The organism is Enterococcus pseudoavium NBRC 100491 (assembly GCF_001544295.1).
Taxonomy (GTDB): domain Bacteria; phylum Bacillota; class Bacilli; order Lactobacillales; family Enterococcaceae; genus Enterococcus_A; species Enterococcus_A pseudoavium.
Window position 1 is genome coordinate 94,653 of sequence record NZ_BCQF01000006.1, and the last position, 16,589, is coordinate 111,241.

A 16,589-nucleotide genomic window follows, 5' to 3' on the forward strand; every position below is an offset into this window, starting at 1 on the left:
CACAAATTCGTTCAATGCGAATTTGTGCTTTTATTTTAACTAACCGTAATAGAGAACTCTGTTTTGAAATTCTCTTTTGCAGCTAAGCGGTTCATGCCTTCCTTGTCCTCTAAACGTCCGGTACTATCCACTGTGTCAGCAAACCCCCACCAAGGTTCAATACAAACAAATGGTGCTTCAGTTGGATATGGTGACCATAAGCCTACATAAGGAATATTATTATATGCCAATCTCACACTATGGGGGGATTCTTCACTGCCTAAAGTATAAGCATTTAAGCCCCGTGTTTCATAGATTAACGCATCTTCTTTAAACAAATCATGACTCAGTTGGATATTCGTATTGGTCTGTCCAATCGTTTTTTGAGCCAAGTTGGTATAAGGACCCTCCAAAGGAATCTTCACTCGCGATTTCTGTGGAGAGAAAGCAATAAAGTAATCTTCAAACGACAAATCATCCGTCAATGGAATGTTAAAGGCCGGATGTCCCCCTAGAGCGAAAATCATTTCTTCTGTACCAGTATTTTCTACATTAAAACGAATCCGCAGACCTTCGCCCCAAATCTCATAGTTAATCGTCAAAGCAAAATCAAAAGGATAGACTGCTTTCGTTGCATCATCGCTCTCAAGTAAAAACGTCACGGTATCTTTAGCTTGTTCCACCACAGTAAATTCCTTATCACGAGCAAAGCCGTGCTGCCCCATCGAATAGGTTTTACCTTGATACGTATATTGATTATCTTTTAAGCGCCCTACAAATGGGAATAAGAATGGCGCGTGGCGTCCCCAGTATTTTGGATCCGCCTGCCAAATATATTCAATTCCGTTCGCTTGTAAGCTAGCTAGTTCTGCCCCTTTTTCATTAATCGTCGCCTGCAAAAAATCATTGCTGATGGTCACTGACATAAGTATCCCTCTCCTCACTCTTACTGATGAAATTACTTATCGGATTTTGTTAATCATTTCTAAATAGCCTGCCTGATACTCATTGATTATTCTTTCAAAATCACTTTGATGAGCCTATTTATGACGAACTAATTCTTCCTTAAACAACGGATTCAAAACTTTCAAATACGTTCCCTTCATGCCTAGCGAACGTGACTCAATAATCCCAGCCGATTCAAGTTTTCGCAAGGCATTGACAATTACCGAACGTGTAATTCCGATTTTATCCGCAATATTTGATGCCGTCAATCGACCTTCGTCTCCTTCCAACGCATCAAAAATTGCTTTGACAGCCTTTAACTCACTATAGGAAAGTGTAGAAATCGCCATTTGAACAGCGGTTTGACTACGGATTTTTTCTTCGACATTCAGAAATTGCTGATACAAAATTTCCATTCCGATCACTGTTGCACCATATTCCGCCAAAACTAAATCATCATCATTAAAAGCTTCTTCGGTCCGTGCTAACACGATCGTCCCTAAACGTTCTCCCGAACCGAAAATAGGAATGATCGTTGTCAATCCCTGCGGATATAACTCGGCCCGTTCAGTCGGAAAAGCCGTCAGATTATTGGCAACTGGGATATTGGCTTCCGTTTTAAAAACTTCCTTCATGTCCGCGACATAGCTATCGGGAAATTGACGATCGACTAAAAATGAACGGACCCGATCGGTATTAATATCAATTTTTTCATTTAATCCCAACAATTTTCCCTCGGCTCCAATAATATAGGTTAATGAACCCAAGATATCCCCTAAAATACGCGCCATATTGTTGTACGGTAATTCTGCAGCCGGCTCAAAGGCATTCTTTTGCTGCATTAATTTGTTAATTTGGCGTGTTTTTTCTAATAAAGTTTCCACACTTTTTCCCCCTTTTTTTTAAAGAATATAACGGCTTAAATCTTTGTTTTGAGCAATCGAAGCTAATTTTTCATCAACATAGGCTTCCGTAATCTTGATTTCACCCATTTGCATGTCAGGCGCTTCAAACAAAAGATCTTCTAATAATTTCTCCAAGATCGTGTGTAGACGGCGAGCACCGATATTGTCCGTTTCCCGATTTACATCAAAAGCGATTTGGGCAATCCGCTCGATTGCTTCTTGTGTAAAGATAATCTTGACATTTTCAGTTCCAACTAACGCAACGTATTGTTTAATCAATGCATTATTCGGTTCTGTCAAGATCCGAGTAAAGTCTTCTGCTGAAAGATCACTCAATTCAACTCGGATTGGGAAACGCCCTTGTAATTCTGGAATTAAGTCACTAGGTTTTGAAAGGCTGAAAGCACCACTAGCGATGAACAGAATGTGATCTGTTTGGATCGCACCGTATTTGGTGTTGACTTGAGAACCTTCGACAATTGGTAGAATGTCTCGTTGTACCCCTTCACGCGAAACTTCCCCTGAATTTTGCTGTGATTTAGAGGTAATCTTATCGATTTCATCAATAAAAATGATTCCAGAACTTTCTGCTAATTTAATTGCTGCCGTTGAAATATCGCCTTCATTGACCAACTTTGCTTGTTCTTCTTTGACTAATAGCTCTTGCGCCTCTTTGACCGTTACCGTCCGTTGTACTTTTTTCTCAGGCGTTAAAGCACCTAGGGTATCTGACAAATCGATCCCCATTTGTTCCAAACCATTGTTCATTGGCATTGCTTTTTTAGGTTCGGTAATTTCAATCGTCACTTCACGTTGATCCAAAAGTCCTTTTTCCAATTGATCAAGGACGGTCTGACGATTGACTTTAATATCTTCAGTCACTTCTTCTTTTTGTTCAGTTTGCGCTTGGTTGAAGATATTCATCATTTGTTCATAAGGATTTCCGCTTTGCTTTTGTTCTTTTTTGATTCCTGGAACTAAAATCTTCACTAAACGTTTGTTGGCGCGTTTTAAGGCTTGTGAATAGACCTTAGAATATTGTTCTTTTTCTACGATTGTAATCGCATTTTCAACCAAATCACGGACCATTGATTCTACATCACGACCAACATAGCCGACTTCGGTAAACTTAGTCGCTTCGACTTTTACAAAAGGCGCCTTAACAATTCGGGCTAGACGACGAGCAATCTCTGTTTTACCAACTCCTGTTGGTCCAATCATTAGAATATTTTTAGGCGTCACATCCTGCTGCATGGATTCTTCTAATTGCATCCGACGGTAGCGATTGCGTAAAGCAATGGCAACTGACCGTTTTGCTTCAGTTTGACCAATGATATATTCGTCTAATTCACTGACGATTTCCTTAGGTGTTTTATTCACTTCAGTCATAATAAATTCTCCTTTGTATTAAACTTCAAAAATGTTTTACACTACGAATTTTAAGGGCCGTAGCTCCATTAAAAAAGGGCCTCGATTATATTTCTTCTACGATAATGTTATGATTCGTGAAGACACAAATATCCGCCGCGATATTCAAAGCACTTTCGGCGATTTCTTTTGCGCTCATCTCTGGATTGTGCTTTTTCATTGCTCGTGAAGCGGCCAAAGCATAGTTACCACCCGAGCCGATCGCCAAAATACCATCATCTGGGGCAATGACTTCACCATTTCCGGAAACTAATAACATTTCTTGGTCATTCATAACAATCAATAACGCTTCCAAATTTTTCATCGCTTGTTGTGTCCGCCATTCCTGAGCCAACTCAACAGCCGCGCGCTGGAGATTTCCATTGTATTCGTTCAGTTTACCTTCAAATTTTTCTTCCAAGGTAAAGGCATCCGCCACACTCCCAGCAAAACCGACAACGACTTGACCGTTATAGATACGACGAACTTTTCGTGCGGTTCCCTTCATGATGACTTGTTCTCCCATCGTAACTTGACCGTCACCAGCCATGGCTAACTGACCATCTTTTTCGATTGCACAGATTGTTGTTGAATGAAATTGTGATTCAGACATTTTAATCTCTCCTTACACTGATTAATAGGTTTAGGTTTAGTTTTAGATTTTTAAGCTCTTGGATGAAACGAGCGATAACTTTTTTGTAAACTTTCTTTTGTCACATGAGTATAGATTTGGGTAGTCGACAGATTGGCATGTCCTAGCAGTTCTTGCACAGTTCGTAAGTCCGCACCATTATTCAACAAATGGGTCGCAAAGGTGTGGCGCAGCATATGGGGGCGAATGTCACTTTTCAGACTGCTTTTCTTGATGATCTGATTTAAGACGTATTCGATACCTGTAGGCGTGATCTGATCTCCACGATGATTGATAAAAAGATACTCGTGTTCTTTGCCAAAATGAAGCATCAACTGTTTACGTCCCTCATGGACATATTCTTGAATCGCGTCAGCCGCATACGAACCCAAAGGCACATAACGATCCTTATTACCTTTTCCGTGAATCAGCATCACACTATTGTCGAAATCAATTACTGATAATTTAAGATTTGCACATTCACTAACTCGCAATCCTGATCCGTACAGCACTTCCAATAATGCGCGATTGCGCTGGTCTAAAGGCTTTGTACCATTGACACTGTCAAAGAGCACCTCAATTTCTTTTTCATAAAAAAAGCGTGGCAATTTTGCTTGCTTTTTCTTGAGGTGAACATAAGAAAAAGGATTTTCTTTGATCTTTCCATGCTTCAAAAGATACTGATAAAAAGAGCGCAAACTAGCAATCTTGCGACTAATCGTATTGCGACTATATCTTTTATCATTTAGAAAAGCTAAATACACTCGAACATCTAAATGATCTACTGCCAATAAGGTCGCTTCACCTGAGTCTTTTAAGAATTGACAAAAGTCATTTAAATCACGTTGATAAGCCTCTTTCGTTTTCTCAGAATACCCGCGTTCAGTGATCAAATAGCTCATAAACTCTTGGATTTCCGCTGCATTTTCCAAACTTTTTCTCACCTCGCAAACATATCACAAATGTAGCATAAGAGCTTTTTAATTACAATTGAATTGTCAGAATTTATTGATTTTTCACGAATATACTAACAATTATTTACAGATATTTCATAATTACTGACAAAACAAACAAGAATAGACTTTATTTTGTCCAATTAAAAAATCCGCTGCTTAAAAGCAACGGATTTTTTTCTAAAGTTTCATTTCAGCTAGCGCATTCAACGCTCGCTCGGCCAAGGTTTCATAGCGTAGTTTTTTATCACGAATACGTTCCGGTAGACTTGGGAATAAACCAAAATTAGCATTCATCGGTTGGAAATGTTTGCCTTCTGCATGAGTAATGTAATAAGCCATTGAACCAATCGCTGTCTCACGTGGAAATTCAATCAACTCTTCTTCTTTAGCTAATCGTGCAGCGTTTAAGCCCGCCACTAATCCGCTACCGGCACTTTCAACATAACCCTCGACCCCGGTCATTTGTCCAGCAAAGAATAAATCAGCACGTTTTTTGCTTTGATAGGTTGGTTCTAAAAGTTCCGGTGAATTCATGAAACTGTTGCGATGCATCACACCGTAGCGTAAAAACTCCGCCTGTTCTAATCCTGGGATCATTTGAAAGACGCGCTTTTGTTCGCCCCATTTTAAATGAGTTTGGAAACCAACGATGTTATACATAGAAGCGGCTGCATTATCTTGACGCAACTGAATCACGGCATACGGACGTTTACCCGTTTTAGGATCTTCTAACCCAACTGGTTTCATTGGTCCGAACAACATTGTTTTAATCCCACGTTTTGCCATAACTTCAATTGGCATACAGCCTTCAAAGAATTTTTCCTTTTCAAATTCTTTTTGTGGCGTGACTTCAGCTTCAATCAAGGCTTCATAAAAGCGCATGAATTCTTCTTCCGTCATAGGACAATTTAAATAGGCTGCTTCACCTTTATCATAGCGTGACTTCAAATAAACTTTCTCGCGATCGATCGTTGCCCCATCGATGATTGGGGCAGCTGCATCGTAAAAATAAAAACCATGAGAGCCATTATGAGCAGCGATTTCTTCTGCCAATGCCTCTGAAGTCAAAGGACCTGTCGCAACGATTGTGATCCCTTCAGGAATTTTAGTGACTTCTTCTGTGATCACGGTCACCATCGGATGTTCTTTCACTTTTTTCGTGATCAAAGCAGCAAAATTATCGCGATCCACTGCTAAAGCTCCACCAGCCGGCACAGCCGTTTCATCCGCTGAGGCAATAACGACCGAATTCAGGCGACGCATTTCTTCTTTCAAAACACCGACTGCATTTGTCAGTCCGTTTCCCCGTAACGAATTACTGCAGACCAATTCCGCAAAATTTGCGGTGTGATGTGCCGGAGTTGATTTCACCGGCCGCATTTCATATAGATTCACAGGGACACCTGCCTCCGCTAACTGCCAAGCAGCTTCACTTCCGGCCAGTCCGGCCCCGATAACATTGACTGTTTTTACCATTGGGTTCCTCACTTATGGAAAATTTATTTTTGAACGGCTTCTTCATAATCGCCATTGATACAAACGACTTGTTTACCACCTTTGACTTTTTTCTCAACTAAATAGCCTTCACATTTCGGACAGCTTCGACCGACTGGTTTGTCCCAAGAAGTAAAGTCGCAATCTGGGTAACGAGAACAACCGTAGAATAAACGATTTTTCTTAGATTTACGCTCAACAACTTGACCTTTATGACAGACCGGACATTCAACACCGATTTCTTTGATGATCGGTTTCGTATTACGGCAATCTGGAAAGTTACTGCAGGCATAAAACTTCCCGTAACGACCTAATTTGATTACCATCGGATGTCCACAGACATCACAATCAAAGCCCGCAGGTTCATCTTTAATTTGGATCTTTTCGATGCCTTCTTCTGCTTTTTCCAGTTCAACGGCAAATGGTTTATAGAAGCGATCCACAACTTTGGTCCATTCTTCTTTGCCTTCTTCAACCTTATCTAAATCATTTTCCATCTCAGCTGTAAAATTAACGTCAACAATCTGCGGGAAGAAATCGACAATTAACGTATTAACGATCTCACCTAATTCTGTTGGTTCAAAGCGTTTTTGAGTTAACTTGACATAATAACGGCGTTGGATCGTATCCAGCGTCGGCGCATAAGTTGATGGTCGGCCTACTCCGTTTTCTTCCAAGGTTTTGATTAAGGTTGCTTCACTGTAGCGCGCAGGTGGTTGGGTGAAATGCTGTTTTGGTTCGATATCCACAGCTTGTACTACATCGCCCTTTTCAAGTTCTGGTAAAATATTTTCTTTATCTTCTTTACCGTCATCACGGCCTTCAATATAGACTTGCATAAACCCTTTAAACTTGATCTTCGAACCATTAGCAATAAAAATCACACCATTTTGTTCTAGTGTCACTTTCATTGTATCTAGCACTGCTGCGGTCATTTGACTGGCAACAAAACGTGACCAGATCAACGTATATAATTTCAATTGATCTTTATCTAAATATTGTTTCATCTCTTCCGGTGTCCGCTGTACACTCGTTGGCCGAATTGCTTCATGGGCATCTTGTGAGCCTTGGGGATTTTTCACCTTACGGGCATGGTGTTGCGAATATTCCTTGCCATAGGTTTTTTCAATAAATTCCGAAGCTTCCGTCTTCGCCGTATCTGAGATCCGCGTCGAATCCGTCCGCATGTAAGTAATCAGACCGACCGTTCCCTGCTTACCAAGGGCGATCCCTTCATACAACTGTTGGGCCACCATCATGGTTTTTCTCGTCCGAAAATTCAATTTGCGGGCTGATTCTTGTTGCATATTACTCGTGGTAAAAGGCAACGCTGGATTCCGTTTGCGTTCCTTTTTCTCAACTTTGGTCACTTCGTAATCCTTGCCGTCGATTCTTGAAGTCACTTCCTTGACTGCTTCAGCGTTTGGTAATTTTTTCTTTTTACCGTCCACACCCCAGAAATTAGCTTTGAATTTTTTTGTTTTCTTCTTGAAATTACCATCAATGCTCCAGTATTCTTCTGGCACAAAATCACGAATCGCCTGTTCGCGATCGATGATCATTTTTAAGGCAATTGATTGAACCCGACCGGCACTCAAACCTTTTTTAATTTTTTTCCACAAAATCGGCGAGATCGAATAACCCACCAAACGATCTAATGCACGCCGAGCTTGTTGGGCATCAACTAAAGATAGATCGATTGAACGTGGTTCTTTAAAAGCTGCTTTGACTGCGTCTTTGGTAATTTCATTAAAGACCACCCGATTCTTATCTTTCAAATCTAAGCCTAATAAATAAGCTAAATGCCAAGCAATTGCTTCCCCTTCTCTATCCGGGTCACTTGCAAGATAAACTTTTTGTGCTTTTTTTGCTGCTTGTTTTAGACTTTTGATGACATCGCCTTTACCGCGAATGGAGATGTAATGGGGTTCATAATTATTTTCAACATCGATCCCCATTTTACTTTTAGGTAAATCACGGACATGACCAACACTTGCTACCACTTTATAATTTCTTCCTAAATATTTTTCAATGGTCTTGGCTTTTGCTGGTGATTCCACGATAACTAGGTATTTATAGGCCAAAAATTTTGCCTCCTTATTTTTTTCTACTATTATATATCGGCAACTACTGACAAATCGTAGCCTATAATACGCTATTCAAATTTTGTTTGTCAAGTCTAGTCTAATGAATTTTGTTCAACAAATCATAAGGATCAAAGATATCTTTTGTTTTTTCAACGCAAATCGCCCCATCTTGAATCAGCTGATGACAGCCACTTGAGCGCCCATCTAAAATCGATCCTGGAACTACAAAAACCTCTTTGCCATAATCCAATGCCTGTTGCGCTGTGATCAACGAACCGCTGCGTTTTTTCGCTTCAATGACTAATACACCGCTACTTAATCCTGCAATAATTCGATTACGCATCGGAAAATGAAATTTTGCTGGGGGCGTACCATTAGGGTATTCACTCAAAACTAACTGATGTCTGCTCATCTCGATCTGCAAATTGCCGCTTACTTTAGGATAACAAATATCCAAGCCCGTTCCAACCACCCCAATCGTCTTTCCTTGATTACTGATGGCAAATTGGTGAGCAAAGCTATCGATTCCTTTGGCTAAACCACTGACAATGATAAAACCACGCTTGGTTAGTGTTGGCATCAATTCTTGCAAGACTAGATAGCCGTATTGAGTAGCATCTCGTGCGCCCACTACGGCTAATAATTCACCCTTTAGCAAAGCTAGGTCTCCTTTGTAAAAAAGGACTAATGGTGGCGTGGGTACATGTCGTAAGGCTTCTGGATACAGTGGATCTTCGATTGTGAGGTATTGATGGCTCGCCTCAATTTCTTGGAGGCGTTCTTCGGTCCATTCGTTCCAATCATTTGGTTTGGTGGTCTGGGCCAATAATCTGATTTCCAAGCTGTCGAACTGCCACCATTGATGCCGTTTAGCAAATTGATAAATCCGATCTTTGCCAAATGCTCCGATTCCATGAGTCAAACTTAACCGTAACAAAAATTTATTTTTCAAAAAAACCCCTCTTTTCAGTTCTTTATCAAAAAGATACCGAAAAAAGGAGAATCTTATTTTTATTTATTTTTAATTGGTGCAAACGTTTTACGATGGATTGGTAAGATTCCGTAATTTTCTAGCGCTGCCAAATGCTCCTTGGTACCGTAACCAGCATTTTTTGCAAAACCATAAGCCGGATATTGCGTTCCATAATCTGCCATCCATTCATCTCGATATACTTTTGCAACAATACTGGCAGCCGCAATCGAAACCGAACGAGCATCGCCTTTAATAATTTTTTCTTGTGGTAAGCCATTCTCTAAAACCATCGCATCGATCAACAAACAATCCGGGGCGATTTCCAACTGATCAATGGCTCGTTGCATTGCAACTTTGGTCGCTTGATAAATATTCAATTGATCGATTTCTTCAGCCGTTGCTTCACCAATTCCGATGGCTCGAGCATTGCGTTTAATTTCTGCAACTAATTCTTCACGCTTTTGCGCCGAAAGCTGTTTAGAATCATTCAGTCCTAGAATTTCATGTTCTTCATTTAAAATAACCGCAGCTGCTACGACTGGCCCCGCTAAAGGCCCCCGACCGACCTCGTCAATCCCACAAATCGCTTGAAATCCTTGCGCTTTCTTTTCCTCTTCAAAAACCGACATCGCATGATATTTTTCAACCAAGGCTCTCTGTTTGTCCTGTTGTCTTTGCCATTGCGCCAACGCCTGTTGGACACCTTTTCGTGCATCACTTCGAAATTCTGCAAGACGCGGGTCATCTGCTGAAGAGATTTCATTCAAGATCGCTTTGATGGCACTGATGGATAATTTTTCCATTAATCACTCAGCTCCTCAAAACGATCTAAAGTATAACGACCGAGCTTGCCTTGACGCAATTCAAGAATCAGCATTTCACTGGCACGTTCATAATCATCTTTAAATCCGCGTTTTTCTGAAATTAACATTAATAATTCAGGTAATTCCATAAACAACTCATCATCCGTCAATTTATAACGAGCTTTTAACTGTTCAGGATAAAAACGGCAGAAGACTTCCAATTCATAGAGCGCCAAATCATCTAGATGTAACAGATCATCTTTGATCGCTCCTGTTAAAGCTAATTTTTTGCCGACTGCCGGATCTTCAAATTTAGGCCATAAAATCCCTGGTGTATCCAACAGCTCTAATTGAGAACCAAATCGCAGCCATTGTTGGCCTTTCGTTACCCCAGGACGATTCCCGGTACTAGCGACTTTTTTCCCTGCTAAATGGTTAAGTAGCGTGGATTTCCCAACATTGGGAATTCCTAACACCATCGCTCGGATCGCACGCGGCTTCAACCCTCTTTCTTTATCACGAGCAATTTTTTCTGCCAAGACTTTTTTACTGGCTGGGAGAATTTGCTTGACACTTTTATCCTCCTTCGCAGTCAACGCTAAGACTTGATGTCCTTGCTCTCGAAAATAATTGATCCATAAACTGGTCTGGGCGGGATCAGCTAAATCAGCTTTATTTAATAAAACCAAACGCGGCTTTTGCTGAACAATTTGATCCAACATAGGATTACGTGAAGACAGCGGTAATCGAGCATCAATCAATTCAAAAACAATATCGACGAATTTTAATTTTTCAGAAACTTCCCGTCTAGCTTTCGCCATGTGTCCGGGAAACCATTGTATGGTCATATTATGAAGTCCACTCCTTTCATACCAAGGTTTTAAAGGCCTTGATTTATAGAAATTTAGGTAAAATACTATGCATGGGACAAACATGGGACAGTTTAAAGATCGCCCTTCAACACTAGATTGTCTCCATACGTTATCTTGTAACCTAGTGTCTTTCGCATTTTACCATAAATTGTTTCAATATCAAATGCTTGCCATTCTTCACTCAAATCACTACTTATCTTCTGAATAATGTTATTCTTTAAATGTCTAGTTTGGTATTCTGGGGGAATCCCCAAAGCTTTTTTAAAATCTTCAAGAGTAAACTCGATTACATTTTTATCTGTATTTTCTCTCAAAATCTTATTGAGCTTACTTGAATATTCACTACAGAAAACCTCTGGATAAAAATCGAGTGGATTATCTTTATCTAACCAATGATCAAGAGCATTTACAATTCGTGTTGTACCTTTATTCGAAGTTTGAGCATAAACGTTCATTGTAGTTCTCAAATCTGTATGTCCCGCATGAGATTGGATTGATTTTGGATCAACTCCATCACTATCTTTTAAGTAAGTAATATTAATAAACCTAAAAGAGTGAGGAGTAATATTTTTAACCCACTTAAAACCATATTTACTTTCGCAGTTTTCTCTTAAACCATCTTGAATTCTATGAATAAACGTTCGATATGATTTGGAAGTAACTGGCGCACCGTTTAACGTTCTGAATATTGATTCGGTTTGTACATATGATTTCCACGGTTTTATTTGATATTTCTTATCTAGCTGTTTGCTTTTTTTCATAGCAGCAAGTAAGCTCTGCAAAGCTACCTGGGACAATCCGACTACCCGTTCAGATTCTTCTGTTTTAGGTGGACCATACTCAAATTTCCCCTTACCAGTTTGAATTAGATTTTTCGTTACTGTTATTCTACGATTTTCAAAATCTACATCATCTGCTGTTAAAGCTCCTGCCTCTCCAATTCGAAGTCCAGTATTCACTAAGAATAAAGTGAGATGGTAATAAACTGGATTCACCGATTTCTTAACCTCTGTTAGGAAAGCATTTAGCTCATGTGGTTCGAGATATTTTAGTTTTCTTCTTATTTTAGGTTCCATTTTCTTTTCTCGAGGTAAATTCAACTCGACAACAGACATGGGAGAATAAACTAAAATACGATGTTTTACTGCATATCGAAAGATTTTATTTAGAGTACTCTTAATATGAATCATCGTAGAATAGGAACTATCGTATTTTTTTTGATAATCAGTTAACAATTTTTCGAGTAATAATGGTGTGATACTTTCAACTAAAATATCACCATCAATTAAATCCTTTACCCTTTGAATCACTAACTTTTCTCGTTCTAACGTTCTTTCGTTAACACCAACTTGCCAATGTTCAAACCATTTTTCAACAAGTTGAGAGAAACGTAATATTCCATCTGGTCGGACATATTCATATTCCTCTAAAATTCGATCTATCTTGTCTTCTAATTCACGTTCAGCATTTCTTTGAGCTTTCCGAGTGCTACCAGAATAAGTCAGGGTAATTTTTGTTCTCTTTCCAGTTAAAGGATTAGTATATCGGCTAATGCATTGATAATTTCCACTTGGCAATTTTACATGTGATGCCATATCAAATCACTCCTATAGGTTGGTGTGATATTGATTACAAAAACATGCAATAGTTCTCCTCCAGTTACTATTTTATCACACCAACTTTCTTTTAACAGCGACTTACCGGTAATTGGTTCTTTGCTTATATTTCAAAAATTCGTGAAATCCATTAATGTTTATCCAAACCAATTTTGGAGTTGGGTTAATGACGTATTTTCTAAAATCCTTGCTTCTTCTCATCTCCATCAACCAATGACTCAGCGTATTGATATTCAGATGTTCATATCTTTTCATTAACCCTTTTTTGTTAGTCCACTCTGTCTCTAAATCTTCATCTTTAGTAAGTTTCATCAGAAAGTTCAATTCCTTTCTATTTAAATGGTACATACTATACACAACTAAATTACCTTCCTATTTCTTTTTTAGGCAACCAGAATCAATTCGAAAGGACTCCAATCTATCAGCTGCTCTGCTAAAGCACATAGGAATTTCACCTCCCCCCAGTAATGGCGGGCCAATTTGGTTACGGAAGTATCATTATCTAGTTTTCATCTTTACATTTCACTATTTCTGTCGCTCCGATCATTCGCTCCTCCTGGCGTAATAAAATGTAAGATTAAAAAACTAACGTACTGATAGATTTTATATTCAAATTTCAATGAACATGGCTTTTCAGCCTATGATAATCTTCTAGAAATGAATCTAAAAAACTTCCATAGAATGAAAATTGGAAAGAGGAAGGCACTACTAGCGACTGACATCAAAGGTCAGGATCTTTTCAATCAGCTTGGTTTCCAAGTTTCTACGCAAAAACTCATCAACATAAACGGGCGATATAGAACCAACTTCATAGTTATTTCGCAATGAAAGTCTGATAATATACTTCTGATAGTGTTGAAGAACCTTCGTGATTGCCACCGGCTCCCCAGAAACTGCCGAAACAATTGTCTCTACTTCTAATGAAGAAACCGCCTTGTTAGTGTCATTATTCATAGCTTTTTTCCTCCAAATACTTCCTTAACTCTTCTTCGGCTTTCCTTCGTTGGTACCACACACCACCAACACTCATTCCAATTACTTCCCCTATTTCACGATCGTTGAATCCCGCAAAATAATAAAGTAAGATAATTTTTCGTTTGGGTTCGCTGAGTTGATGAATTGCTTCTGCAACATCGAGATTTTCGACTAATAGTTCCATGCCTAGAGCTAGAAAAACCTCACTATTCTCTATAGAAGTATTTTTGGCTTGAAAAGATGTTAAAGCTGATTCTGGTAATTCAGTTAATGAGACTTGCCGTTCTCGAAGTCTGGCGTATTGCTTTTTGATATTCCGTGCTTCATTTCGAATGACTGTTTTACAAAAGCTATCAAAAATTTGTACAATGCGGAAATCCAATGAATCTTCCATATTCTTTCCTCCTCATGTTCAAACGAAGATTTTTTAACTCATTGCTTTCCCCTTTCCACTACTAATACAATTTGGACAGGTAGATTTTTCGAAGAATCGGAATTTTTTTCAAAAAAATAGCGCACAGACAAATTTGTCTATACGCTTCATAAAAAAATTCATAATGAACATTAGTTTAGTTAGCAACAATAAATAGATTTTTTAAAAATTATCTAGTTATTGTTTTGTAGAACGTGTTCGAGTATTGCCGCTGCTTTTCCTTCAAACACGCATTCTTGGTAATTATCCGTTAGATTATCTTGATTCAATAGAATCGTAACAATCGAATCATTGTCACTGATTTCCTCGTCTTCTTCCTTGAAGGCCGCAACCTGCTCCTCGGACAAACCTAAGTCGCCAAACTTCGTCCCCGACCACGTGCCATCATCGCTTTTCCCATAGGCCGCTTCCAGCTTCGTCAAAGTCTCCGCAGCTTCCTCCTCTGTCGGCATATAGCGCAACGTCACGCCAATCAAGCCAAAGCCCGGCTCAAAGACCAAGTCCGGAGCAGCCATCCCCACTTCCGTCTCCATGGCACTGGTAAAAGAGAATACCTGATATTTTTCGGGAGTGACATCCAGCGCCGCCTCTTCCGCATCCAAGTCTAAGGCCTCCATAGCCTCATCTTCTCCCATCCCCCAACTAACATCTTCAAAAGGTGGCGTCCAGTCATAGGTCACATCCTCGGGATCCTCCTGGGTAGAGCAGCCACCTAAGAAACACACTGCCAACAAGCCTAACAAAAGTTTTTTCACATTCACTCCTCCAGTGATTACGTCCATATAATTGTGTAAAAGTGAAGCATCAAAAAAGCCATTGATCTCAGTTAGGAGTACAATGTTTTTTGCAGAAAACATACTCGAATAGGACTGATATCAATGACTCAAGTACATTTTACTTTTGAAAGCGAAGAAATTCAAGCAATTATAAACGAAAGCGGTGCGAATGATACCGCAAAAACACTTATGACTATCATGTTTAATCAGCTGATGGAAGAACAACGAAATCAATATATTCAGGCAAATGCCTATGAACGTTCAGAAGAACGGCAATCACAAAGAAATGGTTACTACGATCGTTCGTTTACAACTCGAATTGGTATGTTAGAACTTCATGTTCCACGAACCAGAGACGGTAAGTTTAGTCCTACTATCTTTGAAAGATATCAGCGAAGCGAAAAAGCTTTGATCGCTGCCATGATTGAAATGGTCATTTCTGGTGTCTCCACTCGCAAAGTAACTAAAACAGTTGAACTGCTAACGGATGGTGCGACTGTTTCTAAATCATTCGTTTCAAATCTGATGAAACAGTTGGATCCATTTGTTTTTGAGTGGAGAAACCGGAGCCTAGAAGGCTCGGAATATCCATTTTTCATGTGTGATGCCCTGTATATGAAAGTAAGGGAAAATCATCGTATTGTCTCAAAAGGTGTATATATTGGTATCGGCATTGATTCTGATGGACGACGTACGATTCTTGGTTTTGATGTTCAAGACGGCGAATCGGAAGATAATTGGGATACCGTTTTTCAATCGTTCGTTCAACGAGGTTTGTTCGGTGTAAAACTGGTCATTTCTGATGCACACAAAGGGTTAGTTAAGGCTGTTCGCAAGAACTTTTTAGGTGCGAGCTGGCAAAGATGCCAAGCCCACTTTTTGAGAAATATTTTTGATAAGCTGCCAAAGAAAGTTTCTTCTGATGTAAAAGACGAGTTGAAGAGTATCTTTAAAGCCTCTGAACTTGAATTGACACGTGAAAGAAAAGAGCACTTCTTGGAAAAATATGGTTGTGATTCAAAATTAAGTGCTGCTTGCGACATTTTAGAAAACGGCTTTGAAGATGCTATTCAAATTTTGTCTTTTCCTGAAAATATCCGCCGAAGGATTCGTACAACCAATGTGTTGGAACGGTTGAACGAAGAGATTCGCCGGAGAGAACGAGTGATTCGGATTTTTCCAAATATCAATTCCATCACTCGGATAATTGGAACACTTTTGATGGAAAAAGACACTGAGTGGCTGGCTTCTCCACGAAAATATTTAGAATTTAATTCGAATAACATTTAGCACCATGAACCTGTGCGAGTCTCTTCTTTCTGAGGAGAGACATCAAGAGTCGTTGCGCTACTGCTCCTGACCTCTCTCCTCAGAAAGAAAGGCATGGCAGTTAGGTTCACAACGCAAAACATTGTGCTTTTGATGAGGTTGAACTTTTACACAAGATTGTGGACTTGACTTAAAAAAAATAAGTCAATCAACATTAAAAATCTACAAGTTCAAAAAACCAGTGATTAGCAAATAATTTATCTGGTCCACTGTTCAATCATTTTGTAATTAATATTCTATATTCTAATCTTTTTGATTACTTTCTTCACATCTTCCAAATAATCATCTCCTACTTCTGGAAGTAACAAATTACCTTCTATAGCATTCATCATCACTGCCTCTTTTTCTTTCAGCCGATCATAGACTAATTGGTCAATGAAGCCGTTATGTGCGTTATTTCCATCTGTC

At 39.4% G+C, this 16,589-nt stretch carries 15 protein-coding genes; 1 reads left to right on the forward strand and 14 read right to left on the reverse strand.

Annotation, left to right across the window (positions count from 1 at the left end; genetic code table 11):
- Positions 1-35: 35 nt before the first annotated feature.
- The 14 genes from EP1_RS04670 to EP1_RS04740 form a co-directional block, all read right to left on the reverse strand.
- The gene (locus EP1_RS04670) at positions 36-905 is read right to left on the reverse strand and encodes an aldose 1-epimerase family protein (protein WP_067624237.1); all 870 of its coding nucleotides are present in this window, start codon (positions 903-905) and stop codon (positions 36-38) included.
- 114 nt (positions 906-1,019) lie between these two features.
- Positions 1,020-1,808: a GTP-sensing pleiotropic transcriptional regulator CodY gene (gene codY, locus EP1_RS04675; protein WP_067624241.1), complete on the reverse strand. Its 789-nt coding sequence runs from the start codon at positions 1,806-1,808 to the stop codon at positions 1,020-1,022.
- Positions 1,809-1,826: 18 nt separating this feature from the next.
- Positions 1,827-3,218 (reverse strand): ATP-dependent protease ATPase subunit HslU, encoded by a 1,392-nt coding sequence (hslU, locus tag EP1_RS04680; protein ID WP_067624243.1) that lies wholly within the window; start codon positions 3,216-3,218, stop codon positions 1,827-1,829.
- 85 nt (positions 3,219-3,303) lie between these two features.
- Complete coding sequence (gene hslV / locus EP1_RS04685) at positions 3,304-3,849, reverse strand: ATP-dependent protease subunit HslV (protein ID WP_067624246.1); 546 nt, start codon at positions 3,847-3,849, stop codon at positions 3,304-3,306.
- Between the two features lie 50 nt (positions 3,850-3,899).
- The gene (gene xerC, locus EP1_RS04690) at positions 3,900-4,799 is read right to left on the reverse strand and encodes a tyrosine recombinase XerC (protein WP_083507491.1); all 900 of its coding nucleotides are present in this window, start codon (positions 4,797-4,799) and stop codon (positions 3,900-3,902) included.
- A gap of 201 nt (positions 4,800-5,000) precedes the next feature.
- Positions 5,001-6,299 carry an FADH(2)-oxidizing methylenetetrahydrofolate--tRNA-(uracil(54)-C(5))-methyltransferase TrmFO gene (gene trmFO / locus EP1_RS04695; RefSeq protein ID WP_067624249.1) on the reverse strand — a complete coding sequence of 433 codons (1,299 nt, stop codon included), beginning with the start codon at positions 6,297-6,299 and terminating at the stop codon, positions 5,001-5,003.
- Positions 6,300-6,322: 23 nt separating this feature from the next.
- Positions 6,323-8,401 carry a type I DNA topoisomerase gene (topA, locus tag EP1_RS04700; RefSeq protein ID WP_067624251.1) on the reverse strand — a complete coding sequence of 693 codons (2,079 nt, stop codon included), beginning with the start codon at positions 8,399-8,401 and terminating at the stop codon, positions 6,323-6,325.
- Between the two features lie 100 nt (positions 8,402-8,501).
- Positions 8,502-9,356, reverse strand: a complete 855-nt coding sequence (gene dprA, locus EP1_RS04705) for a DNA-processing protein DprA (protein WP_067624253.1) — start codon at positions 9,354-9,356, stop codon at positions 8,502-8,504.
- A 59-nt stretch (positions 9,357-9,415) separates the two neighbouring features.
- Positions 9,416-10,180 carry a ribonuclease HII gene (rnhB, locus tag EP1_RS04710; RefSeq protein WP_067624256.1) on the reverse strand — a complete coding sequence of 255 codons (765 nt, stop codon included), beginning with the start codon at positions 10,178-10,180 and terminating at the stop codon, positions 9,416-9,418.
- On the reverse strand, positions 10,180-11,028 hold the full coding sequence (gene ylqF / locus EP1_RS04715; RefSeq protein ID WP_067624259.1) for a ribosome biogenesis GTPase YlqF: 849 nt from the start codon (positions 11,026-11,028) through the stop codon (positions 10,180-10,182). The genes rnhB and ylqF overlap by 1 nt, the downstream gene beginning before the upstream one ends.
- 95 nt (positions 11,029-11,123) lie before the next feature.
- A complete protein-coding gene (locus EP1_RS04720) occupies positions 11,124-12,647 on the reverse strand; it encodes a site-specific integrase (protein WP_067624262.1) in 1,524 nt (507 codons plus the stop codon).
- Between the two features lie 729 nt (positions 12,648-13,376).
- Positions 13,377-13,622 carry a helix-turn-helix domain-containing protein gene (locus EP1_RS04730; protein WP_010826047.1) on the reverse strand — a complete coding sequence of 82 codons (246 nt, stop codon included), beginning with the start codon at positions 13,620-13,622 and terminating at the stop codon, positions 13,377-13,379.
- Positions 13,615-14,037, reverse strand: coding sequence for an RNA polymerase sigma factor (locus EP1_RS04735; RefSeq protein WP_010826048.1), 423 nt, complete (start codon positions 14,035-14,037; stop codon positions 13,615-13,617). Before EP1_RS04735 ends, EP1_RS04730 begins: the two co-directional genes overlap by 8 nt.
- 212 nt (positions 14,038-14,249) lie before the next feature.
- Entirely contained in the window at positions 14,250-14,831 is a 582-nt protein-coding gene (locus EP1_RS04740; RefSeq protein ID WP_010826049.1) for a hypothetical protein, read from the reverse strand.
- Between the two features lie 123 nt (positions 14,832-14,954).
- Here EP1_RS04740 and EP1_RS04745 point away from each other — a divergent pair, with 123 nt between their 5' ends.
- A complete protein-coding gene (locus EP1_RS04745; RefSeq protein WP_067624265.1) occupies positions 14,955-16,142 on the forward strand; it encodes an IS256-like element IS16 family transposase in 1,188 nt (395 codons plus the stop codon).
- The last annotated feature ends 447 nt before the right edge of the window (positions 16,143-16,589 follow it).